Source organism: Aeromonas sp. R2-4 (assembly GCF_040908365.1).
GTDB classification, from domain to species: domain Bacteria; phylum Pseudomonadota; class Gammaproteobacteria; order Enterobacterales; family Aeromonadaceae; genus Aeromonas; species Aeromonas veronii.
This window is the reverse complement of the sequence record NZ_JBFODO010000022.1, coordinates 23,104-45,171: the sequence shown is the minus strand read 5'-3', so window position 1 is coordinate 45,171 and position 22,068 is coordinate 23,104. Positions and strand designations below refer to the sequence as shown.

Below are 22,068 nucleotides of genomic sequence, written 5' to 3'. Positions count from 1 at the left end.
AAGTACAAACATGATGTTGGATAAACTACGCGAAGGGGCGCAGGGCAAGGTAGCCAAGGTTATCTTGGGCCTGATCATCCTCTCCTTTGCCTTGGCTGGTGTAGGTAGTTACCTGAACGGCCCGGCCCGTACCGCCCCCGCCACCGTCAATGGCACCGAGATCAGTGCTGCGGCACTGGAAAATGCCTACCGTAACGAGCGCGCCCGCATGGAATCCCAGATGGGAGAGGCATTCAGCCAGCTGGCCGCGAACCCTGATTACATGAAACAGTTCCGTCGCGGTGTGCTGGATCGCCTGATCGATCAGGCGCTGCTGGACAGCAAGGCCCGTGAACTGGGTCTGCGCATCAGCGATGAACAGATCAAGCAAGCCATCGTGGCCATGCCGGAGTTTGCCGAGAATGGCAAGTTCAACAATGACCGCTATCTGCAGCTGATCCGTCGTGCCGGCATGACTCCTGAAATGTTCCGTGACTCCCTGCGTCAGGACATGGTGCGTCAACAGTTGATGAGCGCCCTGCTGGGCACCGAATTCTCCCTCAAGGGCGAAGCGGAGCAGCTCGACAAGCTCTACAACCAGACTCGCGATCTGCGTCTGGTGCGTCTGGCTGCTGCCAACTACATGGCTGACGTTCAGGCCTCCGACAACGAGCTGGAGCAGTACTACAAGACCAATGGCGCCCGTTTCATGAACGACGAGCAGGTCAAGGTCGACTATCTGCTGCTGGACGCTGCCAACCTCGCCAAGGATATCAAGGTCACCGAGCAGGATGCCCAGGATTACTACGATCAGCACCAGGATCTGTTCCAGCGTGCCGAGCGTCGCCATGTGGCTCATATCCTGATCCCGTTTGGCAAGGATGAGAAAGCGGCCGAGCAGAAAGCAGAAGCCGTGTTGGCCAAAGCCAAGGCGGGTGAAGATTTCGCTGCGCTGGCCAAGGCTGACTCTTCCGATACCTTCTCTGCCAAAAAAGGCGGCGAGCTGGACTGGTTCGAGAAAGGGGTGATGGATCCGGCCTTCGAGAAAGCCGCATTCGCCCTGAACAAGGCCGGCGATCTCTCCGGCGTGGTGAAGAGCCCGTTCGGTTTCCACATCATCAAGCTGCTGGGGGTTGAAGCAGCCCAGACCAAGCCGTTTGCCGATGTGAAAGAAGAGACCATCACTCGTCTGCAAGCTGACAAGGCCAAGGAGAAGTTCTTCGCCGAGCAGCAGAAGATGGCTGACAACAGCTTCGAAAACCCGGATTCGCTGGATCTGACCGCTGATGCCATGGGGATGAAGGTTCAATCTTCCGATTTCTTCACCCAGGCGACTGCTCCGGCTCCGCTGAACGATCCCAAGGTGCTCTCTGTTGCGTTCTCCGAACAGCTGCGCGATGACAATACCAACTCCGACGTGATCGAGCTGGCTGACGGCAAGGCGCTGGTGCTGCACATCACTGGTCACAAGCCCAAAGCGGTCAAGCCGCTGGCCGAGGTGAAAGAGCAGGTGATTGCCGCCATCAAGCATGACAAGGCCAGCGAAGTGGCCCGTGGCAAGGCCCAGGGCCTGCTAGACAAGCTGAAGGTCGGTGAGAGCATCACCGCTGATCTGACTGCACTCGGTCTGAAAGTGGAGACCCACAAAGGGGTTGCCCGCTTCGATCGCGAGCTGGATCAGAACCTGATTGCCCAGGCGTTCACACTGCCCCATCCGATCGACGGCAAGCCGAGCGTGGCTCTGGTTGCCGAGACCAATGGTGACCGCGTTGTGGTTGCGCTGGACAAGGTCAACGTCCCTGCCGCCGCATCCGGCATGGCCGCCATGCTGCAAGCTCAGCTGGGTCAGGGCAAAGCTCAGGTGGATTACAAGTCTCTGATCGACGAGTTGCGCAAAGCAGCCAAGATCGAGTACTTCACCAGTGTGGAAGCGACCGTCGAGTAATCGGCACTGCGCAATCCATTGAAAACGGCTCCTTGATGTAGCCGTTTTTTTATCTGTGGGCAAAAGAGGGGGGATACTCAAGCTCTGCTCTCTGCTCTCTGCTCTCTGCTCTCTGCTCTCTGCTCTCTGCTTTCTGCTCTCTGCTCTGTGGCGTGTAGTCACACCACTGCTATATATACGCCATCTCAGTCGTCTAAATACGGGATATAAAAAAACCGGCACCTGAGTGCCGGTTTTGCATTGCGCACTTGCGCAGGAGCGGGGTTATACCACGCCCTGGGTGCGCAGGTAATCCTCGTAGGTGCCGCCGAAGTCGCGGATACCATCTTCGCTCAGCTCCAGGATGCGGGTCGCCAGAGAGGAGACGAATTCGCGGTCGTGGGAGACGAAGATCAGGGTGCCTTTGTACATCTCGAGGGCCAGGTTCAAGGATTCGATAGATTCCATGTCCAGGTGGTTGGTCGGCTCATCCATGATCAGGATGTTGGGGCGCTGCATCATCAGCTTGCCGAACAGCATGCGGCCCTGTTCACCACCGGAGAGCACCTTGACCGGCTTCTTGATGTCGTCCTGGGAGAACAGCAGACGGCCCAATACGGAGCGCACAGCCTGCTCGTCTTCGTTATCCTGTTTCCACTGGGCCATCCAGTCGAACACGTTGAGGTCGGTGTCGAAATCTTCGGCGTGATCCTGGGCGTAGTAACCGATCTGGGCGTTCTCGGACCACTTGATGGTACCGGTATCCGGTGCCAGATCCCCGACCAGCGTCTTGATCAGGGTCGATTTACCGATACCGTTGGTACCCAGAATGGCGACCTTCTCACCCACTTCCAGCATCATGTTGAGGCCCTTGAACAGGGGCGCCTCGCCATAACCTTTGGACAGGCCTTCGATCTCCAGAATGTTGCGGTAGAGCTTCTTCTCCTGCTCGAAGCGGATGAAGGGGTTCTGACGGCTGGAGACCTTCACTTCCTCAATCTTGATCTTGTCGATCTGCTTGAGGCGGGAGGTCGCCTGGCTGGACTTGGAGGCGTTGGCACTGAAACGGGAGACGAAGGATTGCAGATCGGCGATCTGGGCCTTCTTCTTGGCGTTGTCGGCCAGCAGACGCTCGCGCGCCTGAGTGGCGGCCAGCATGTAGTCATCGTAGTTGCCCGGGTAGACGCGCAGCTCGCCGTAGTCCAGATCCGCCATGTGGGTACAGACGGAGTTAAGGAAGTGACGGTCGTGAGAGATGATGATCATGGTGCTTTCACGTTCGTTGAGCACCTGCTCCAGCCAGCGAATGGTGTTGATATCCAGGTTGTTGGTCGGTTCGTCCAGCAACAGGATGTCGGGGTTGGAGAACAGCGCCTGTGCCAGCAGCACACGCAGTTTCCAGCCAGGGGCTACTTCGCTCATCGGGCCGTTGTGCTGCTCGATGGGAATACCGGCACCAAGCAGCAGTTCGCCTGCGCGAGATTCGGCGGTATAGCCGTCATACTCGGCGACCAGACCTTCCAGCTCGGCGGCCTTCATGTAGTCGTCGTCGGTCGCTTCGAGGTTGGCGTAGATGGCATCGCGCTCGGCGATGGCCGCCCACAACTCGGTGTGACCCATCATGACCACGTCCAGTACACGCATATCTTCGTAGGCGAACTGATCCTGACGCAGCTTACCGATGCGCTCGTTGACGTCCAGGCTCACATTACCGCCAGTGGGCTCCAGATCACCGCCGAGGATCTTCATAAAGGTGGACTTGCCACAGCCGTTGGCGCCGATAAGGCCATAGCGGTTGCCGCCGCCAAACTTGACGTTGATGTTCTCAAACAGCGGCTTGGCGCCGAACTGCATGGTGATGTTGTTGCTACTTAACAAGGTATGTGTCCCGATTGGTCTGTCAAATGGCGCGCATTATGGCACAGATCCCCCGAAAGTTTTAGCGAGAAGTGTGATCTTGATCGGGGCAAGCGGGGCGTGCAGCCGATTGATGGGAAATAAAAAAAGCCGGCATGAGGCCGGCTTGGTAGTGTGATTGACTCATCAGTGGGAGGTGGCGCCAGAGGCACCCAGCCCGGTCTGGGAGCGAACGAACTGCGGCAGGAACTTGGCATGTTCGTCGGCGGCGTTCTGGGAGCTGTCGGTGATGGAGAAGAACCAGATCCCGACGAAGGCCAACCCCATGGAGAAGAGGGCAGGGTATTCGTAGGGGAAGATGGCCTGGGCATGGCCCAGCACTTTCACCCACACGGTCGGGCCAAGGATCATCAGGGTTACGGCGCTCACCAGTCCCAGCCAGCCACCGTAAACGGCGCCACGGGTGGTCAGGCGTGACCAGAACATGGAGAGGAAGAGTACCGGGAAGTTGCAGCTGGCGGCGATGGAGAAGGCCAGACCGACCATGAAGGCGATGTTCTGCTTCTCGAACAGGATCCCCAGACCAATGGCAACCACACCCAGCACCAGAGTCGTCATCTTGGAGACACGCAGTTCATCGGTCTCGTTAGCCTTGCCCTTCTTCAACACGCTGGCATAGAGGTCATGGGAGACCGCAGAGGCTCCGGCCAGGGTCAATCCGGCAACCACCGCCAGAATGGTGGCAAATGCCACGGCGGAGATGAAGCCGAGGAACAGGCTGCCACCGACCGCATTGGCCAGATGGACTGCCGCCATGTTGGTGCCGCCCAGCAGGGCGCCGGAGGCGTCCTTGAAGGCAGGGTTGGTGCTCACCAGCAAGATGGCGCCAAAGCCGATGATGAAGGTGAGGATGTAGAAGTAGCCGATAAAGCCGGTGGCGTAGAACACCGATTTACGCGCCTCTTTGGCGTCACTCACGGTGAAGAAACGCATCAGGATATGAGGCAGACCGGCGGTACCGAACATCAATGCCAGACCGAGCGAGATGGCGGAGATGGGGTCAGCAACCAGGCCACCCGGGCTCATGATGGCAATCCCTTTTTCGTGCACCTTGACCGCTTCGCTAAACAGGGCACCGATATCGAAGTTGACCGATTTCATGACCATGATGGCCATGAAGCTGGCACCGGAGAGCAGCATCACTGCCTTGATGATCTGCACCCAAGTGGTGGCCAGCATGCCGCCAAACAGCACGTAGAGCACCATCAGGATACCGACCAGCACCACGGCCACATGGTATTGCAGGCCAAACAGCAGCTCGATCAGCTTGCCGGCACCGACCATCTGGGCGATCAGGTAGAGGGCGACCACCACCAGCGAACCACAGGCGGAGAGGGTGCGGACTTCAGTCTGCTTGAGACGATAGGAGGCGACATCGGCGAAGGTGTATTTGCCGAGGTTGCGCAGCCGCTCGGCGATCAGAAACAGAATGATGGGCCAGCCCACCAGAAAGCCGATGGAGTAGATGAGGCCGTCATAACCGGAGGTGTAGACCAGCGCGGAGATCCCGAGGAAGGAGGCGGCGGACATATAGTCACCGGCGATGGCCAGACCGTTCTGGAAGCCGGTGATACGGCCACCGGCCGCATAGTAGTCGGAAGCCGAGCGGTTGCGCTTGGAGGCCCAGTAGGTGATGAACAAGGTGGCGGCCACAAAGACCACGAACATCACGATGGCCGACACATTGAGGGGTTGGCGTTGTACCTCGCCGGTCAGCGCATCCGCTGCCAGCAGGGGGGAGGAGGCCAGTGAGGCCAACAGCAGCCACTTGCCTTTCATGCTTTTTGCGCTCATGACTGCACTCCCTTGAGGATTTTCTGATTCAGCTCGTCAAACTCGCCGTTGGCCCGAAACACATAGATGCCGGTCAACACGAAGGAGGAGAGGATCAGTCCCACCCCGACCGGAATGCCACGGGTGACGGTGGTGCTGTCGCTGAGCGGGGTGCCGAGCCAACCGGGGGCAAAGGCGATGAGCAGAATAAACGCCAGGTAGAGTCCCAGCATCAGAGCCGAGAGGGCCCAGGCAAAACGCTGGCGCTTGGCGACCAGCTCCTGGAAGTTGGGATCTTGCTGGATCCTCAGATAGCTTTGCTGTTCCATTGCAGTTCTCCATGACATGAGTGTCAGCGGTGGATGGGGTAACCCCGACGAGCAGGCAATCTGCTCATGTAAGCAAAATGTGAGTTAAATGTTATTTCTCGACAATTAGACTTTGGGATAAGTGAGCGGCGAGCCACAGGTCAGGCGCAGGTAGATGAGCGCGGCCGTGGTGGCATCGGCAAGGGCATCGTGGGCGGGCAGGGATGGCAGTTCAAGGTGGCTGCAGATGGCACTTAAGTGGAGGTCAATGGCCGCATCGGGATAGCGGCGATAGAGGTGGTCGTGATAGAGCTGGCTCACCTCGATCCCTCGCTGGGGCAGGGTCAATCCCCACAATTTCTGGCAGGCGAGATTGAGAATGCGCAGGTCGTAGGCGATGTGATAGCCCACCAGTTCGCGCGGGCCGATAAAGTGAAGCAGCAAGCGCAGCGCGGCTTCCAGCTCCATTCCCTGTTGCAGATCCTGATGGCGCAGACCGTGGATCACCACAGATTGGCTGGTCAGGCTGGCCGGTGGCTGTACCTTGATGGCGAGGGCCTCGCCGGTCAGCAGCCGGTTGCCCTGAATGCGCACCGCCCCGATGGAGACGATCTCGGCCTGCTCGGGATCGAGACTGGTGGTCTCGAAATCGAGGGCGATCCGTTCATCTTCCGGTGGGGTGGCAAAGAGCGGCGCGAACTCGCTCGTTCGGAACGCACGGCCATACCAGTAGCGTCGAACGCGGCTCAACATGGCTATTGTCTCAGACGAAAGTGCAAGGTGAGCCACTGCTGGAACTTCTTCACCTGATGCAGCGCCTGACGCAGCAGATCCCGCTCGCTGTGGCTGAGCTCGCTTGTCTGCACCCGACTATTGCCCCCCTTGAGCTGGCTGCGCAGCCTCAGCCGGATAAAGAGCCGGAACGCCTCCGCCAGATTGCTGCCATAGTCGGCACTGAGCCGATCGGCGGCCACCAGCGCATCGATACGCCCCAGGGTTGAGGTCTCCAGAATGCCTGCCTCAAGGGCCAGCATCCGGATGCCGTGCACCAGCGGAAACAGGCCGCCTCGCTTCAGATCCAGCCCTTCCGGTGGCTGCTCCAGCCTGCCAAACAGGGTGAGCGGCGCGTGAAAGGCCACCGCTGGTCGCACCATCTCAGCCAGCAGATCCCGTCTGTCCGCCAACTGCTCGCGCAGCGCTCTGGCAACCGGCAGATGGAGCTGTCGATCCCCCGCGATGGGGTGAGCGTCGGCCAGGGTGGCGAGCCAGAGCAGCTCATCCTCTTTTGCCGTGGTGCAGGCGCTGGCAATGGCGCTTTGCCACTCATCGCCTGTTTTTACCCAGGCCGGATTGCTCACCATCACCTGCCCGGGGCAGAGGGGGTAGCCGAGTCGCTCCAGCAGGGCGCTGAATTCGGCCAGATCGGCTGCCTGGGTGGGCCATGCCAGCCCTTCTGGCAGGATCAGGGCGTTGTCCTGATCGGTTTTGAGGATCTGCTCGCCGCGCCCCTCCGAGCCCAGCATCAACAGGCAGACTCTATCCTGCACCTCGGGGGGGATCACCAGCGCAAAGGCTTTGGCGATCAGCTGCTCGTTGATGGTGGCGATGAGCTTCATCAAAAAGGCGGTGTGGATCCCCTGAGCAAACAGCGAGCGGGTCAATTGTTGCTGTTCGCGGGCCACCGCCTCCAGCGCCGGCAGGCTGTCGGCGCGGGCGATACGCAACGTCAGCACGTGGGAGTGGGTCGAGAAGAGCCCGAGCACCTGGGTCAGTTGCAGGATCCCCGCCACCTCATTGCCGCGCCACACCACCAGTCGCTTGATGCGATGGCGGGTCATCAGCAGCAGGGCATCAAACAGATAGCTCTCCAGCGGCAGACCAATCAGAGGAGTAGGGGTCAGCACAGAGAGGGGGGCCGTCAGCGGCAATCCCTTGAGGGTCAGGGCGTGGAGCAGGGTCTTGCGGGTGGCCAGCGTGAGGGAGCCGTCGTGGGCCGGGTAGAGCAGGCAATCGATTCCTTTGCTCACCATGGCTTCGGTCGCCGCCAGCAGTGACAGCTTGCTGTCGACGATAAGCGGTGCTTGCAGGTGGCCGGGTTCGATGCGGGTCAGGATAAATTCCGCCAGATTCTTCTGACCCAGTTGTTCGCGCTGCTCCTGCTGGCGCTGACGCTCGGCCAGATTGGCGGTGAAGTAGCTGGCAAACTGCGGATCCTGCTCACAGAGCGCCAGAAAGGTGTGGCGAGGAATGAGTTGGCAGAGGCTATCTTCCAGCGCGGTGAAGCGGTGGCGGCAGCGGCCATCAAACTGGGCGCGCACATCGAACAGGTCATCAACCCCGTAATCACCAAACTGGTGGTGAGGGGCCGACTCTTCCACCGCCCCCTTGATGATGAGATAGAGGCCGGGAGGCTCGTCCCCCTCCTGGAGCAGCAGATCCCCGGCCCGAAAATAGCAGAGCGATAGGTGGCGGGAGAGCCGCTCGCGCGCCTCCTCATCCAGTCGGTCGAACGGTGGTCTGGCAAAATTGAACAGGGTTGACATGACAGCGTCCTCTGCTGGCTTGCGGCACTCATGCAGCTCCCAGTGTGACAAAGGGAGGGGGAGGCGACCAGCCGACTTTAGTCTCAGCTGTACCACCTGTTCACACTCTGATAACGTGGTGGTATGACCAGTGAGTCAGTTTCAGGGATCAAGGAGAGGACAAGGGAGATGGAAAAACCAAGGATCAAGTGCGAGATCCACGACGGGATTGCCGAAGTGATGCTGACGCGGGGGGATAAACTCAATGCGCTGGACCGCGCCATGTTCAGCGCCATCGATGAGACATTGACGCAGCTCGCTCAGCACAAGGGGCTGCGGGCGGTGATCCTGCACGGAGAGGGGCGGGCCTTCTGCGCCGGGCTGGATGTGAAATCCATGCTGAGACAGCCGGTAGCGGCGCTCGATATTCTCAAGCGTGAAGCAGACGAAGCGACCAATCTGGCCCAGCGGGTCGCCTATGGCTGGCATCAGCTGCCGGTGCCGGTGATTGCGGTGACCCAGGGAGTCTGTTTTGGCGGTGGTTTGCAGATCGCCCTCGGTGCCGATTTTCGCTTCAGCACCCCCGATTGCCGCTTCTCGGTGATGGAGATCAAGTGGGGGATCATCCCCGACATGAGTGGCAGCGTCACCATGCGCAACCTGATGGGAGTGGATACCGCCATGGAGCTGGCCATGAGCGGGCGCGAACTGGATGCCGTCGAGGCCAAATCTCTCGGGATGGTGAGCCGGGTCTGCGCCGATCCGCTGGTGGAGGCGCGGGAGTTTGCCCGCACCCTTATCACCAAGTCGCCGGATGCACTGGCGGGGATCAAGCAGCTTTACAGCCAGGCCTGGGCCCGCAGCGATGAGGCGATGCTGAAGGAAGAGACCCGGCTGCAAAAGCAGATCCTGGGGCGACCCAACCAGTGGCGGGCCACCCTTAACAGCCTGTTTCGCTGGCGGCTGCCCTTCGGGCCGCGCCGCAATCCGCTCTGACTGCGAGCTGCACGAGCGATCTACGGTATGCCCGACTACTTGGGTGGCCTGCAGTCGGCCCTGCTCAATCAGGATGCCACCCTGTTTCGGCGCAAATACTTCCTCAACGGCGCCCATATGGGGTTCATCTTCTACGCCACCGACCCGCACATGGACGACGACACCGAGGAAGAGATGAAGGAGATGATTGCGAGCAGCAAGGGTGTCGGGAACTTCCGCTCCATGTTCGTCAACATCCCGGACGGCAAACCCGATGGCATCAAGTTGATCCCGGTGGGGGATATCGCCACCAAGGACGAGTTCGCGGCCATCAAGGGGATCACCGCCCAGGATGTACTGACCAGCCACCGCTTCCCGGCGGCGCTGGCTGGTATCATTCCGACCAATGGTGGGGGAGGGCTCGGGGATCCCGAGAAGTACGATGCGACCTATGCCCGCAACGAGCTGCTGCCGCTGTGCGAGCTTATCCAGGATGCCATCAACAGCGCGGGACTCCCGTCTCCCTGCGGGCCGATTTTCGGGAGAATATCGGTTCAACTGTATAAACAAACAGTGTTTGCTGTGGCAAGATAGGCTGTTGATTTGGATAGAAAAGGGGCGTAATGCGGGTTTATTGCAAAGTGTGTGGCCAGCGGGGCCGCATTACCAAGACCAACCGACTGAGTGATGATGTCTCGGATCTCTACTGCCAGTGCACCGATGCAGAGTGTGGCCACAGCTGGGTGGCCACTTTGTCGTTCGCCCACACCCTAAGCCCCTCGGCCAAAACCACCAACCAGCTGGTGCTGAGCTTAATGGGGTCGCTGACGCCAGAAGGGCAGCAGCTGGTATTGAAAGGACTGGGGGCACTATAGCTCCCTTATTATTAAACTTAGATGTTAAAGTTTTTATGCAGTGTCTTCAGGAAAGCTAGACACAATTATTAATTATATAATCGGCTAAACGGTCAAATTCTTGGTCCATTTTTGACATAAGCGCCAACTGATTAGGAGCCCATCTTCCACTAACTTGAAGAGCTCTTGTGGGGTGAAAATTACTTAAATTTTTCAGAGGCACGCTTTGATAAATACTATCAGGCGCCATAACGTTCAAGTCTTCAATTTGAGCGCAAGCAGTTCTTGATACAAAACTAGGTACTGCTTGATATCCAGGGATCTGGCTTCTCAAAAGTGGGGTGAGACTCGTGTCCACAGCATCTTCAATCATTCTTAAGTGAGCTAGATCCGCGCCTACGGCAGTAGGTGTTGATGTTCCTGGTTTTTTTCTAGTATCAAAACCATTAAATAACCAGCCTGCAAATTTTGGTTTTCCTTTTGTTGAAATAAATGTGTCCTGTGGATTTCCTTGTAGGTGTCTATATTTTCCACTTTCCCAGTCCTGAACGAACCTTGGCAGCATTTCCCCAATGAGACCAATACAGTAAGCAGAAAAAACATCAGCTGTGCACGGCACTAAAAAATAATCAGAGCAATACAGCGCAGACCTTACAAGTGTATTAAATGATGGTGGAACATCAATTATTACATAGTCATAATTCGTTTGATATCTTTGTATTGCAGCATTTGTAATTAGTGATGGAAGTAGGAAGCGATATAAGCCAGCACCTGAAACAACATCATTACCAACGTTTAGAAAGTCAGACATTGTATTTAACCAGAAATCACCTGGCACTATATGAATAATGCCATTCGTTGGTTGGATTTTTGGAAGGAAACAGTTGACAATAGGCAGCATATTCTGCTGGATGAAAGGCTGAACATATGCACGTATTGTAGAGCCTAATGGGGCTTGAGAAGATTTTGTTAAAATGTTCGTGAATACTGGCTCACTGAGGACAGCGATTGATAAATTACACTGTGGGTCAAAATCAATAAGAAGTACTTTTTTCCCCTTTTCAGCCAAGGATGTTGCAACATTCCAAGTTGAAGTTGTTTTTCCAACCCCACCTTTGTTATTAAATAAAGTCAACGTGATCATTTTATCCCTTTCTTAAAAGACACTATGAAGTAAAATAACAGTTTGATAGTTGTTTAAACTTAATTTACTCATTTAAAGTATGCAATGTCATTAGTGGTATAAATAACAAACATGGCCACGCGCGTATAATACTAACTCATATGAGTATGAGTCACGCTTTATCGTGTGTTAGAAACACGAATCTGTGACTCTGTTCATCCGCTCCAGCTGGCTTAGCGGCCGACGGCAACCAAGTGAGCACCAAGCTGACCAAGCTGGCTATGCCCACCCATGACACTCGGGCCTTGTTGGCCCTGATCCCTGAACTGCTCCTCCGCATCTGGCGCGTAGAGGTGCGTTACCAGAAAAGGGGGGGCATGCTTGCTGATTTCCCCCCGCCAACATGCAGCAGGGCGACCTGTTCGCCGCACAGCAGCAATATCCGCGCAGCGAGGCGCTGATGCAGGTCATTGACAAGATCAACCAGGGGCGGCTGGGGAAGGTCTACTTCGCGGCCCGCGGCCGCGCCCCCCGGGAGTGGATGATGAAGCAGGAACAGTTAATCCCCCGTTAGACCACCGCGCTCGGCGAGCTGCCGGTGGTGAAGTGAGTTCTTCAAGCCCCATCTTTGCCAAAGCTCCGATACAGAGTGTGGTCACAGCTGGGTAGCCACCCTGTCGTTCACCCATACCTTAAGCCCCTCTCAGCCAAGACCACCAACCAGCTGATATTGAGCCTGATTGGGTCGCTCACGCCAGAGGGGCGGCAGTTGGTATTGAAAGGACTTGGGGCGCAATAGCGCCCTCATTTCAGCTCGATGGTGGGTTTTCTGGTGCTTGCTGTGCCTCGGAGGCATGAAGATTTACAACGTACATTGGTAAAGGGCGGCCTTTGTTTACAACTTGGTCGAGACCGTCAAGGATGGCTAGCTGTGTATTTTCAAGATTCCCATGAGCAATTGGACGATAACAGTCTCTTTGAAGCTGGACTTTGTCATAGTCATAGTTCAAACACTGTGCAATTGTGTAAAGCATATTTGTAAATAGCTCGTCTGATTTCTTTGCCCAAAGGTCAAGCGACTCATATTCATTTTTTTGATTTAGATGGCTATTGTAGCTTTTCCAACTGTGAGTTACTGCCTGCTCATGGGATGTTTGGTAACGAGTTCGAATGAAAGGCAACATTCGACCATAAAACTCTATGTCAATCATATTTAGAGCTTTCACATGGTCACGGTTGAGGCGTTCTGCTCTGGTAGACATCAGGGTTTGGAAGAGAGACATTCTGCGTGTTCTCTTCTCTTGAAGAGCCTCTATGAACTTTTGAGCTTGTACGGCAAGAATTGGTCCTATAACTACTGCAATTGTCATGACTACATCTTTGGATTCCATGTTTATGGCGTCGAGCACGTAAATACTCCTTAATGGTTCATAACACTTTACTCACCGGTGAATAGTGAGCACAATGAGTAATTTAACCGAGTGTGGTAATTTGTTAGCCTATCATAGGCCCAGATTGCTTATCATCTTTTCCGCACCAACCGAGTTGTCCTTCTCATTCAATTCTATCCATATTTTATTAAGTTCATCTTTTTTTGGGATAAGAATGGCAAGAAGCTGTTTTTGGGTTTTCCTATCAATATTTCCCGCTAGTACTGAAAAATCGTTAAGACTGATTGAAACATCAATTTTATCGGAGTGAGTTATATGGATGTGTGGTACGTTGTGGCTCACATTCTCTTTTCTGATTTCTACTCTAACTTTATCCTTTCGCATAAGTAGAAACTCTGGAACGAATCGATTGCCAAAAAGCTCTCGCTTTCGTTCTGCCTGAGCCTTTTCTTCTCCACGATATACTTCATCACACAACTTAAGCAGAAAGCCTTCAATGCTCATATATTCTCCGAAAAACAGTGATTAGATGGAAGGTGGTATTAATTCGTTTATATAAACATCTATACAACACAGTATCAAATCGGTAATCGTCACAAAAAGCTCACTTTAAAATCAGAATATTACTAACATATATCAATTGTCTAGACGTATTCGCTTGACCACCACTTTTTGCGGCAGGAGGTTTTCTTGTTGTTAATGCCAACTCCTCCCTGTAGTCGTCCTGTTCCTGCAGCCACTCCGGCGCATCCAGCCCTTCCAGTACCCTCCACATCTCTGACTGATAGGGGGCCTGCAGCATCTCTATCCAGCGGTGTGCCCCGGTGTGGCCTTGTGCCTCATAGACCTTGCCGCACAGCTCAACCAGCATCGGCCAGTCCGGATCGTCTTCCGGTACCGCGTACTCATCCGGCTGGTCCAGTTCGGTTGGTGGTTGGCAATCTGCTATCCAATCTGGCTCGCTCGGGAGCGATTGACTTGACTGCAACTGTCCGTTCTCCAGCCAAAGGGTGAAACCATCTGTCGTGACGCTGGCGCCAGCCCGCAATCGGTCGATGGAGAAGGGGGATAACCCCCATTGTTCCCTCATGGTCTGGTCTGTGAAGGCATCAGGATCCGGTAGCGTACAGTTATTGTCAGAGCTCCAAGGTGCCGGGCTGTCGCCCGTCTTAACCCCAACCCCCTTCGCTGCAGCCTCGGCGGCTTTCCTGGCTTCATGGGTGCCGGCGGGCACAATTTCCCACCCTTGCAGGCGGGTCTTGATGCCCAGGCGAGCGGAGGTCATGCCCATCAGGCGCTTGATGTCTTCGCCATAGCTGTTGGCCTGCTCCTTGATGAGGTGGGCCAGCTTGATGGGGTGTTCGGCGCGGGTCGCCAGTGCACCGCCCATGGCGTGCAGATAGCAGCGAAAGATGCCGTTATTAGCGGCAAAGCGAGCAGCCTCAAATCGTGGGTCTTGCAGCACGGGCTTGGGTGGGCCCACCAGACCGGCATGCTTCTTGGCGTTGCTGATGCGGCGCAGCTCGCGCCATACCCCGACCGGGGCGCCGCCGATCTGCTGGAAGGTGCGAATACCCCACCAACTGGCCCAAGCCACGGCATGCAGGGCGCCTTCATCGGCGGCGGTACCCGCCTCTTCGTCATCGTCCAGATAGGCGCCGTCGATGTTCTTGGCAATGTATTTGGCGAGATAGCCGGCGGCATCCCCCTTGGCCGGGTCTATCTCTTTCCAGTCAAAGCGGGGAGTAAAGTCGGTAAAGGGTGGGGCGCCCTTGATATCCCGTACCAGCTCCTCGTGGTCATCGGTCAGGGCATAGCGTTGCAGGATGCCGATCACCCGGTTGCGATCTTCCGGGCGCATAAATAGCAGCAGATGCCAGTGCGGGGTGCCGTCGTGGTGAGCCTCGCACACGCGAAATCCATAAACTGGAGCGTTCCACCGTTTGAGGGCTGCCACTTGATATTTCATCAGACGATGACATACGCCCACTTTGCACCGGATTATCTGAATGATGCGGTCCGCTTTAACCCGCTGGAAAACCATCTTAAACCAGCGTGATTTCCCCCAGGAATGGGCAGAAAAAAGTGCCCACATCTTGCCAATTTTGGTGTCTTTTCACGTCCCAAAGTGTCCCCTTGCGTGGCACTTAACTTCTTGATTTGAAAGTAAATTATTGAAATTAAATAAATAAAAAATGGCAGCCGAGGCTGCCATTTTTATTGATCTCTTATGTTGTTCTGGTTCAGGAGGTCTTGCGATCCTGATCCGGCTCGAACTGATGGCCCGATTTCTCCCGCTCCAGGTTCTCTTCGGAGCGCTTGCCCACCCAGTAATCGGCATTCTTGATGCCGAGCTTCTCCGGGTGGAATACGGGGTCAATACCTTGTGCCTGCTGCGCTTCATAATCCTTCAGACAGGTGAAGGCGGTCTTTTGCAGCAGCAGGATGGCGATGATGTTGAGCCATGCCATCAGACCAACCCCGATATCACCCATGCCCCACGCCAGATCTGCCGTCTTGACGGTGCCGTAGACAGTGGCAGCCATCAGCGCAATCTTCAGCAAGAAGGTGAGCCAAGGGCGATTAATCTTGCGGTTGATGTAGGCGATGTTGGTTTCGGCGATGTAGTAGTAGGCAACGATGGTGGTGAACGCGAAGAAGAACAGCGCGATGGCCACGAAAATGCTGCCAAAGCCCGGCATCATGCTCTCCATAGCGGTCTGCACATAGCCTGGGCCTGCTGCGATACCGGCAATACCCGTGTAGATAGCAGCGCCGTCTGGCCCTTGTACGTTATAGAGACCGGTGATCAGCAGCATAAAGCCGGTGGCGGAGCAGACGAACAGGGTGTCGATATAGACGGAGAACGCCTGCACCAGACCCTGCTTGGCCGGGTGACTCACTGCCGCCGCAGAGGAGGCGTGCGGCCCGGTACCCTGACCCGCTTCGTTGGAGTAGACCCCGCGCTTCACGCCCCACATGATGGCTAGACCCAGAATGGCACCGAAACCGGCATCCAGACCGAAGGCGCTCTTCCAGATCAGCAGGATCACGCCCGGCAGCTGGCCGATATTGAGGGCGATGATGACACAAGCCACGATGATGTAGCCCAGCGCCATAAAGGGCACCACGGTACTGGCAAAGCTGGCGATACGCTTGACGCCGCCGAAGATAATAAAGCCGAGCAGCAGCGCCAGACCGGCGGCGGTGACGTTCGGATCGATATTAAAGGCGGTCTGCAGGCTGGAGCCGATGGAGTTGGCCTGCACGCCCGGCAGCAGCACGCCGCAGGCGAAGACGGTAGCGATGGCGAAGGTCCAGGCGTACCACTTCATGCCAAGCCCTTTCTCGATATAGAAGGCCGGGCCGCCGCGGTATTCACCGTTGATCTTCTCTTTGTAAACCTGACCCAGGGTGGACTCCACGAAGGCGGAGCTGGCGCCGAGGAAGGCGACCATCCACATCCAGAACAGGGCGCCCGGGCCACCGAAGGTGATGGCGGTGGCCACACCGGCGATGTTACCGGTACCCACGCGACCGGCCAGGGTCATGGCCAGCGCCTGGAAGGAGGAGACACCGGCATCGGTGCTCTTGCCATCAAACATCAGGCGCACCATCTCTTTGATATGACGCAGTTGCAAAAAACGGGTGCGCAGGGAGAAGTAAAGACCGACCCCCAGACACAGGTAGATGAGCGCAGGGCTCCAGATTACACCATTGATGGCATTGACGATTTCATTCATGTACAACAACTCCTTTGTTGTGTTTGTGGCGCTGTCTTGGCGAGATCTTGGCCTCGCTCTCTGTCACTGTTTTTGGCCCTGTTTGTTAACAATCCAGTTAACAAATGAGCGCGGGGTTGAGGGGTTAAGCAGAGCGCAAACACGCGCTATGCATGGCTTGTAACATATCGAGTTGTATCAGTGCTTCCCAGCGAAAAATGTTGCCTTGTTGCAAATTTGTGAATTGACAAGGGTGGGGGGATAATGGCAGGCAGCGTTTTCTATGAGTAAAGATGAGATCCTCCTTGTTGATCTGCGCCGGACAATGTGACGGGCGTAACACAATGGAAAGCAAACATGAGGCCAACAATGAAAAATGACCCTGAAACGTTGACGATCCGTCCCCCTGAGGCCGACGACGGGAGCGCCATCGCCCACCTGTTCACCCAATTGGGGTATCCTGCCGAAGGCGCTGACGTCACGGCGCGCCTGTTGGCGCCGGATCCCGCGAGCGTTGTGCTGCTCGCATCCCTGGCCGACAAGGTGGTCGGCGTGCTGGTGTGGCACAAACTGGCACCGCTGCATGTTGCACCAGCTTGGGGACTGATCTCGGCGCTGGTTGTCGATGAAGGGGCAAGAGGGGCGGGAGTGGGCGCAGCCCTGCTCAAGGGCGCCGAAGAGATGGCGCGGGCCGCAGGTTGCGCCCAGCTGGAGCTATCCAGCAGTCTCAAGCGCGAGGCGGCCCACCGTTTCTATCTGGCGCAGGATTATCAGGAGCGGCCGAAACGGTTCGTCAAACTGCTGTAACCTGTTTTTTGCATCAAAAGAAGGAGTAGGCGTGCTGGGATGGTTCAAATGGCTGGGTGGTCGCCCGCAAACGCCCATGAGTGAGGATGAGTTGGCGCTGTGGCGTCAGGCGCTGGCGGCAGTGCCCATCTTGCAAGGGCTCAGCGACACCGAGCAGACAACGCTTATCGGCTTGGGGCAACAGCTACTCAAGCGCAAGACCCTGACCCTGATCGGGGTAGAGCTCAGCCGCCGTCAACAGGCGGTGCTGGCGCTGCAGGCGGCGTTGCCCATCTTGCACCTTGGCCTTGACTGGTATCGCGGCTTTCACGAAATCATCATCATCCCCGAGCCCGTGACCCGGCGTCAGGAGGTGCAGGATGAGTTCGGTCTGGTGAGCGAGTTTGAAGAGGAGAACGCCGGCGAATCCTGGCCGCAAGGGCCGCTGGTGCTGGCCTGGAGCGAACTGCAGCAAGATGGCGACTGGGACGGCTTTAATCTGGTGATCCACGAGCTGGCCCACAAGCTCGATATGCTGGGCGGTGAGGCGGACGGCGCGCCGCCGTTGCCGGGGCAGATGAGCAGCCTGCTGTGGCAACAGGCATTTCAGAGCGCCTTCGATACGCTGTGCCAGCAGCTTGATCGGGACGAAGTGACCGATATCGATCCCTATGCTGCCGAACATCCCGCGGAGTTTTTTGCCGTCAGCTGCGAGTGCTTCTTTACTGATCCGCTGCGGCTGCAGCAGGTCTATCCCGCGGTATACCGGCAACTGCGCCAGTTCTTTAGCCAGGATCCCGCACTGCGTTTCCCCGCAACCCGCTTGCTGGCGGGGGAGGTGGACGTCGACGTCGAGTCACTTGACTGATAACCGAGCTGTTAAACGGTTATTCGAGATAGCAAAAAGGCACCCGAGGGTGCCTTTTTTACAATCTGAGTGGCTTGCCTATCAGGCAGCGGCTTTCAGCTGTACGGCGGCTGCTTTCTTGTGATCGCCGATCGGCATCACGGTGCGGCCGAACTGCTCGTTGATCACGGTGGCCATGGCCAGGTAGATGGCGCTGGCGCCACAGATGATGCCTTCGAAACCGGCGATGGTGCCGATCAGGGTGCTGCCGGTGAAGTCACGGGCGGCCAGCAGGAAGAACAGCACGGTCAGGGAGGCGAACACGAACTGCTTGGCGCGCGGGTAGTTGATGGTGCCAACCAGCATGAACAGGGTGAACATGCCCCACATCAGCAGATACCAACCCATGTAGGCGTGCGGAGTGGCTTCGGCCAGACCCATGGTCGGCATGATCAGCAGGAACACCAGGCTCAGCCAGAACAGGCCGTAGGAGGTGAATGCGGTCACACCAAAGGTGTTGCCACGCTTGTACTCCATGATGCCAGCGATGATCTGGGCGATGCCGCCGTAGCACAGGCCCATGGCCAGGATCATGGCGCTGATGGGGAAGAAACCTGCGTTATGGATGTTCAGCAGGATGGTGGTCATACCGAAACCCATCAGACCCAGAGGGGCAGGGTTGGCCAATTTTTCGCTCACGTGGCGTTCTCCAAAAATAGAGGTGGGGGTTAACAAAAGACGCGCGATTTTAGGCAGGCTGTGGCGCGCCCGCAAGGGGGCAAGAGGGGTAAATCGTAAAAAAACTACGTGATTATTTGCATCAGAGGCCAAATGCTCACCAAGGCAGGCTGTTTGGTGAGCAAAAGGTGTCAAAATAGTTGAGGGGTTGTATTTTTATTACGCTTTTGCGCAGTGCGGCGGCGTCACTGATCCAGTGTCAGGATCACTTTGGCTTCCTTGTCCTCTTCCTTGACTTGGCTGTCGAGCACGAACAGCCGCTCCGGTGCGATCCCCTGGCTGTCGACCAGAAACTCCTTGGTATTTTGCGCCCGGCGCATGGCAAGATTACGCAGGGATTTGGCGGTGATGAGCTGCTGATCCCGCAGCAGGATCACCGCCTGGGCCCGCAGTGCTGCGCTCTCTTCATCCAGATGGAGGCGATCGGCCAGATCATCCAGATCTTCGCCAAAGCGCTCTTCATAGGCTTGGGCCAGCGCCTCTTGCAGGGCGGGGTCCTGTTCCAGCAGGTCGAGATCCGCCTGATTGCCGGTGAGCTTGGCCAGTACCCGCTCCAGCTTTTGCCGTTGCAAGATGGGGCGCTCCTCGTTGAAGTTGACCTTGCCGCGAATGTTCATGCTGAGCTTGGGTCTATCCTTGAGGGCCTGCGCCAGCTTGACCAGTTTCTCCTGCTGGGTGGGGGTGAGATCGGGTTCCCCCGGCAGGAAGGGGAGCTCGTCGAGATCTTCGGTGCCATCGGCCAGCGAGGCGAGCAGGGAGAAGGGGGAGGTGATCGCCTTGCTCAGGGTGTTGCCCAGCACATCCCAGAAGATATTGCCGATGCTGAAGTCCGGTTGATCGAGATCCCCCTTCACCTTGAGGTTCATCTGTATCACTCCGTTGGCATCGCTCAGCAGGGCGATGGCCAGCCCCAGCGGCAGATCCTTGGCCTGATCGCTCTTGATCTTCTCGCCCAGTTGCAGCTTCTTGATGGTGATGTCGTTATCCCCCTCCAGCCGGTTGCCCTCCAGCTTGTAGTGCAGCTTCATGGAGAGCTGCCCCTTGTCGATGGCATAACCGGCATAGGTGCCCGAATAGGGGGTAAAGGTGGTGAGCTCCAGATTGTGGAAGGCCACCGCGATGTCGAGGATCGGGTTGGCGACCAGCAGGTTGGTACCGCCGCGAATGGTCACCGGCGCATAGCGATCCACCTTGCCGTTGAAGGCGAGATCGGAGCGTTGCCCCGGAATATTGCTGATATGGCGGCTCTGGCCGCCCAGCGAGGCGATATCGGCCACAAAATCCTGACTCAGACTGCGATCAGCAAAGCGCAGGTTGCCCTGCTCGGTGCGCAGCTGGTCGATGGTGAAACGAAAATCGGGAGCCTTGCTGCCAGCCGCCGCTTGAGTGCTGTTGGTTGCCGCCGGTTGTGGCAACAGCAGCTGTTGCAGGTTGGTGGTGCCATCTTCGTTGATCTCGATGCGGGCGAAGGGCTTGTTCAGAGCAATCTCCTTGATCCGCATCTGCTGGCTGATGCCGTCGTACGTCAGACCGCTGAGAGCCAGGGTGTTGAACTCCAGCAGCCGCTGATTGTCTGCCCGATCGACTACTTTGAGCCCGTTGATATCGAGCCCCCCTTGCAGGGTCAGCCTGCTGAGATCTCCCTGGGGGGTGGTGGCGAGATCGAGGCGGGTTTTGCTGCTCAGCAGCCCGTTTTGCACCTTGATGCGTACCAGATCGGCCAGATAGGGCTGTGCCAGCGTGAGGGGTAGCCCCTGCTGGTTGATCTCGCCGCTTAAGGTGAAAGGAGTCAGGGTCAGTTGGCCATCAAAGGCGAGGGGGCTGCTCTGGTTGAACTGGGTGGCCAGAGTCAGTTTGCTCGGTTGCTCCCCCTTGCTGCCCAGTGGCCCCAGCGCCAGCTTGAGGCCGGAGAGCTGGCGTGCCTGCGGTTTGCCGCTGCTCGATTCGGTGAGAGTGAGATCGCCCTTGTCGATAAGGATCTGCTTGATCTGCCACTGCCAGGGTTTGTCTGCCCCGTGTTTCTTGCCGTTACCGGCTGCCTTTGCTTGCTGTGCCGACTTGGGCGCCGCATTGTTGGCCACCTCGTTTGCGGCGTGGGCTCCTTTGACGGGCTTGGCGGGGGCCTGTTCAATCAGCAAGTCAGCCAGATCCAGCTCCTGCTGTGGGTTGAGGGTGGCCTTGAGCAGGGGCTGTTGCAGGGTCACCTTGCCGATCTGGAGCGACTGTTTCTGGCCATCGACAGCCAAATCGCTAAGGGCCAGCTGGCCGAAGCGTGCAAATTCGTCGCCCTTGTGTTTTTTAAGCTGCCAGTTGTCCAGGGTCAGCTTGCCTTTGGACAATTGCCACAGCACTCCTTGCTTGCCCTCTTTAAGCTGGTACTCCACCTCTGCATTGGCGTGGCCCTTGGCCAGATCCAGCTTGAGATAGGGTGCCCAGAGCGGGGCGAAGGGTTTCAGGTCGACCTGCTTGAGGCTCACCTTACCCTGACCCATGCCGCTCATCACATCGAGTTTGCCGTGAGCGGCGAGGCTGCTTTTGCCGTTGATGGCGGCGCTCAGCTGATAGGCGGTCGGGTGATTTGCCTCGGTGCGCAGGTTATCGAGCTTGAGGGTCACTTTCTCCAGATTGAGAGGCGGTAACCAGCCGGGTTCGCTCTCCTTGCGTTGATCCTGATAGCGCACATGACCGTCAGTGACATTGACACTGGCAATATCGACCAGCAGCGGGGCGCTGGCTGTTTCGGGCTCGGGGGAGGGCGCAGGGGCGAGCAGGGTGGCCAGTGCATCGGTCAGATTGAGTCGAACATCCCCTTTTTTGTCTGTCAGCCGTTGCAGCAGCACCACGGGTTTGGTCAGGGTGACGGTGGAAAGCACGACCCCTTTCTGCTGCCAGCTGGCTTGCAGGTCGGGGGTGATAAAGAGCTGCTCAAAACCGATGATGGGCTGCTGTTTGGCATCGAGCAGGGCGGTCGCGCCGAGGGTGAGAGAAGGGTTGCGCAGCCCTACGTCAATCTCCCCCAGCGTCAGTTGCAGACCATAGTGCTCGGCCAGCCAGCCGGGCAGATAGTGCTGGATCAGACGGGGGGTTTGCCACAGCAGCAGGGTGATCAGGATAAGAAGCAGCAGGAAAGCGTAGGCAAGGTAGCGCAGCAAGCGGAGCTTGGGGGACGCGGGCTCGGTGGTGTTCATTTGGTGCACTCCCATTTGGTT

Annotated in this window: 17 protein-coding genes and 3 pseudogenes; 8 read left to right on the top strand and 12 right to left on the bottom strand. The window is 57.0% G+C overall.

Annotated features, from left to right (window positions below; genetic code table 11):
* The first annotated feature begins 10 nt into the window (after positions 1-10).
* Positions 11-1,924, top strand: coding sequence for a peptidylprolyl isomerase (gene ppiD, locus AB5Z05_RS11540; protein ID WP_368151597.1), 1,914 nt, complete (start codon positions 11-13; stop codon positions 1,922-1,924).
* A 264-nt stretch (positions 1,925-2,188) separates the two neighbouring features.
* Here ppiD and AB5Z05_RS11535 read toward each other — a convergent pair whose 3' ends face one another.
* The 5 genes from AB5Z05_RS11535 to AB5Z05_RS11515 all read right to left on the bottom strand — a co-directional run bounded on the left by AB5Z05_RS11535 (position 2,189) and on the right by AB5Z05_RS11515 (position 8,444).
* Positions 2,189-3,781 carry an ABC-F family ATPase gene (locus tag AB5Z05_RS11535; RefSeq protein ID WP_005336974.1) on the bottom strand — a complete coding sequence of 531 codons (1,593 nt, stop codon included), beginning with the start codon at positions 3,779-3,781 and terminating at the stop codon, positions 2,189-2,191.
* Positions 3,782-3,946: 165 nt separating this feature from the next.
* Positions 3,947-5,599 carry a cation acetate symporter gene (locus AB5Z05_RS11530; protein ID WP_368151600.1) on the bottom strand — a complete coding sequence of 551 codons (1,653 nt, stop codon included), beginning with the start codon at positions 5,597-5,599 and terminating at the stop codon, positions 3,947-3,949.
* An 11-nt stretch (positions 5,600-5,610) separates the two neighbouring features.
* Complete coding sequence (locus tag AB5Z05_RS11525; RefSeq protein WP_005336970.1) at positions 5,611-5,922, bottom strand: DUF485 domain-containing protein; 312 nt, start codon at positions 5,920-5,922, stop codon at positions 5,611-5,613.
* 105 nt (positions 5,923-6,027) lie between these two features.
* A complete protein-coding gene (locus tag AB5Z05_RS11520; RefSeq protein ID WP_368151596.1) occupies positions 6,028-6,654 on the bottom strand; it encodes a 3'-5' exonuclease in 627 nt (208 codons plus the stop codon).
* A gap of 2 nt (positions 6,655-6,656) precedes the next feature.
* Positions 6,657-8,444, bottom strand: coding sequence for a putative nucleotidyltransferase substrate binding domain-containing protein (locus tag AB5Z05_RS11515; RefSeq protein ID WP_368151594.1), 1,788 nt, complete (start codon positions 8,442-8,444; stop codon positions 6,657-6,659).
* A gap of 168 nt (positions 8,445-8,612) precedes the next feature.
* On the opposite strand from AB5Z05_RS11515, the gene AB5Z05_RS11510 reads away from it, so the two are divergent.
* From AB5Z05_RS11510 to AB5Z05_RS11500, 3 genes and pseudogenes are all read left to right on the top strand, one after another.
* Positions 8,613-9,419, top strand: a complete 807-nt coding sequence (locus AB5Z05_RS11510) for a crotonase/enoyl-CoA hydratase family protein (protein ID WP_058057481.1) — start codon at positions 8,613-8,615, stop codon at positions 9,417-9,419.
* A gap of 18 nt (positions 9,420-9,437) precedes the next feature.
* Positions 9,438-9,964: pseudogene (locus AB5Z05_RS11505) on the top strand (phage portal protein); the annotation flags it as partial.
* A gap of 57 nt (positions 9,965-10,021) precedes the next feature.
* On the top strand, positions 10,022-10,273 hold the full coding sequence (locus AB5Z05_RS11500; RefSeq protein WP_042052851.1) for an ogr/Delta-like zinc finger family protein: 252 nt from the start codon (positions 10,022-10,024) through the stop codon (positions 10,271-10,273).
* Positions 10,274-10,328: 55 nt separating this feature from the next.
* On the opposite strand, the gene AB5Z05_RS11495 is transcribed toward AB5Z05_RS11500, so the two are convergent.
* Complete coding sequence (locus AB5Z05_RS11495) at positions 10,329-11,396, bottom strand: ParA family protein (RefSeq protein WP_368151591.1); 1,068 nt, start codon at positions 11,394-11,396, stop codon at positions 10,329-10,331.
* 382 nt (positions 11,397-11,778) lie between these two features.
* On the opposite strand from AB5Z05_RS11495, the gene AB5Z05_RS11490 reads away from it, so the two are divergent.
* Positions 11,779-11,949, top strand: coding sequence for a DUF4113 domain-containing protein (locus AB5Z05_RS11490; protein WP_368151589.1), 171 nt, complete (start codon positions 11,779-11,781; stop codon positions 11,947-11,949).
* A gap of 55 nt (positions 11,950-12,004) precedes the next feature.
* Positions 12,005-12,174 (top strand): annotated as a pseudogene (locus AB5Z05_RS11485) (transcriptional regulator); the annotation flags it as partial.
* 10 nt (positions 12,175-12,184) lie between these two features.
* Here AB5Z05_RS11485 and AB5Z05_RS11480 read toward each other — a convergent pair.
* The 4 genes and pseudogenes from AB5Z05_RS11480 to AB5Z05_RS11465 form a co-directional block, all read right to left on the bottom strand.
* Positions 12,185-12,784 (bottom strand): DUF6680 family protein, encoded by a 600-nt coding sequence (locus tag AB5Z05_RS11480; protein WP_368151587.1) that lies wholly within the window; start codon positions 12,782-12,784, stop codon positions 12,185-12,187.
* 93 nt (positions 12,785-12,877) lie between these two features.
* Positions 12,878-13,270, bottom strand: a complete 393-nt coding sequence (locus AB5Z05_RS11475; RefSeq protein ID WP_108611827.1) for a DUF4160 domain-containing protein — start codon at positions 13,268-13,270, stop codon at positions 12,878-12,880.
* A 202-nt stretch (positions 13,271-13,472) separates the two neighbouring features.
* Positions 13,473-14,720, bottom strand: a pseudogene (locus tag AB5Z05_RS11470) (replication endonuclease); the annotation flags it as partial.
* Between the two features lie 289 nt (positions 14,721-15,009).
* Complete coding sequence (locus AB5Z05_RS11465) at positions 15,010-16,509, bottom strand: sodium:alanine symporter family protein (protein WP_005360093.1); 1,500 nt, start codon at positions 16,507-16,509, stop codon at positions 15,010-15,012.
* Between the two features lie 348 nt (positions 16,510-16,857).
* Here AB5Z05_RS11465 and AB5Z05_RS11460 point away from each other — a divergent pair, with 348 nt between their 5' ends.
* Both AB5Z05_RS11460 and AB5Z05_RS11455 read left to right on the top strand, forming a co-directional pair.
* The gene (locus tag AB5Z05_RS11460) at positions 16,858-17,295 is read left to right on the top strand and encodes a GNAT family N-acetyltransferase (protein ID WP_106843772.1); all 438 of its coding nucleotides are present in this window, start codon (positions 16,858-16,860) and stop codon (positions 17,293-17,295) included.
* A gap of 76 nt (positions 17,296-17,371) precedes the next feature.
* Complete coding sequence (locus tag AB5Z05_RS11455; protein WP_368151599.1) at positions 17,372-18,142, top strand: zinc-dependent peptidase; 771 nt, start codon at positions 17,372-17,374, stop codon at positions 18,140-18,142.
* A gap of 81 nt (positions 18,143-18,223) precedes the next feature.
* On the opposite strand, the gene AB5Z05_RS11450 is transcribed toward AB5Z05_RS11455, so the two are convergent.
* Both AB5Z05_RS11450 and AB5Z05_RS11445 read right to left on the bottom strand, forming a co-directional pair.
* The gene (locus tag AB5Z05_RS11450; protein WP_005336948.1) at positions 18,224-18,820 is read right to left on the bottom strand and encodes a GPR1/FUN34/YaaH family transporter; all 597 of its coding nucleotides are present in this window, start codon (positions 18,818-18,820) and stop codon (positions 18,224-18,226) included.
* 224 nt (positions 18,821-19,044) lie between these two features.
* A complete protein-coding gene (locus AB5Z05_RS11445) occupies positions 19,045-22,047 on the bottom strand; it encodes a DUF748 domain-containing protein (protein ID WP_368151584.1) in 3,003 nt (1,000 codons plus the stop codon).
* Between the last annotated feature and the right edge of the window lie 21 nt (positions 22,048-22,068).

Coding starts and splice junctions, on each gene's coding strand:
- ppiD (WP_368151597.1), top strand. CDS start 11: ATGATGTTGGATAAACTACGCGAAGGGGCGCAGGGCAAGGTAGCCAAG.
- AB5Z05_RS11530 (WP_368151600.1), bottom strand. CDS start 5,599: ATGAAAGGCAAGTGGCTGCTGTTGGCCTCACTGGCCTCCTCCCCCCTG.
- AB5Z05_RS11525 (WP_005336970.1), bottom strand. CDS start 5,922: ATGGAACAGCAAAGCTATCTGAGGATCCAGCAAGATCCCAACTTCCAG.
- AB5Z05_RS11520 (WP_368151596.1), bottom strand. CDS start 6,654: ATGTTGAGCCGCGTTCGACGCTACTGGTATGGCCGTGCGTTCCGAACG.
- AB5Z05_RS11515 (WP_368151594.1), bottom strand. CDS start 8,444: ATGTCAACCCTGTTCAATTTTGCCAGACCACCGTTCGACCGACTGGAT.
- AB5Z05_RS11510 (WP_058057481.1), top strand. CDS start 8,613: ATGGAAAAACCAAGGATCAAGTGCGAGATCCACGACGGGATTGCCGAA.
- AB5Z05_RS11500 (WP_042052851.1), top strand. CDS start 10,022: ATGCGGGTTTATTGCAAAGTGTGTGGCCAGCGGGGCCGCATTACCAAG.
- AB5Z05_RS11495 (WP_368151591.1), bottom strand. CDS start 11,396: ATGATCACGTTGACTTTATTTAATAACAAAGGTGGGGTTGGAAAAACA.
- AB5Z05_RS11490 (WP_368151589.1), top strand. CDS start 11,779: ATGCAGCAGGGCGACCTGTTCGCCGCACAGCAGCAATATCCGCGCAGC.
- AB5Z05_RS11475 (WP_108611827.1), bottom strand. CDS start 13,270: ATGAGCATTGAAGGCTTTCTGCTTAAGTTGTGTGATGAAGTATATCGT.
- AB5Z05_RS11465 (WP_005360093.1), bottom strand. CDS start 16,509: ATGAATGAAATCGTCAATGCCATCAATGGTGTAATCTGGAGCCCTGCG.
- AB5Z05_RS11460 (WP_106843772.1), top strand. CDS start 16,858: ATGAAAAATGACCCTGAAACGTTGACGATCCGTCCCCCTGAGGCCGAC.
- AB5Z05_RS11455 (WP_368151599.1), top strand. CDS start 17,372: ATGAGTGAGGATGAGTTGGCGCTGTGGCGTCAGGCGCTGGCGGCAGTG.
- AB5Z05_RS11445 (WP_368151584.1), bottom strand. CDS start 22,047: ATGAACACCACCGAGCCCGCGTCCCCCAAGCTCCGCTTGCTGCGCTAC.